The organism is Rhizobium ecuadorense, from assembly GCF_001187535.1.
Lineage (GTDB): Bacteria > Pseudomonadota > Alphaproteobacteria > Rhizobiales > Rhizobiaceae > Rhizobium > Rhizobium ecuadorense.
This window is the reverse complement of sequence record NZ_LFIO01000274.1, coordinates 1-256: the sequence shown is the minus strand read 5'-3', so window position 1 is coordinate 256 and position 256 is coordinate 1. Positions and strand designations below refer to the sequence as shown.

The 256-nt window shown below is 61.3% G+C and carries 1 pseudogene; it reads right to left on the bottom strand.

The annotated features are described in order from the left end of the window. Positions 1–256 (bottom strand): annotated as a pseudogene (locus tag AF337_RS06480) (sugar ABC transporter substrate-binding protein); the annotation flags it as partial.

Here is a 256-nt window from a genome sequence, read left to right as displayed (position 1 = left end):
TGTCTGCATGGTCGCGGCAATGCCCTGGCGGAAGCTTTCCTCGCGTCCGCCCCAGTCGTAATCAACGGCGCCGGGAGGTGCAGCCTTCATAAAGAGGTCCTTGTAGACGGTCAGGCTCTTGATATTGGCTTCGGAATTCAGCGCCGGCTTGCCATCCGAGCCGAGGATCGATCCGCCCATTTCGGTATTGTACTGCATCCAGTCCTGCGCGACCGCCGGGCCCTTCTGGCCGTTGGCGACGAAGCCGTAGGTCTTC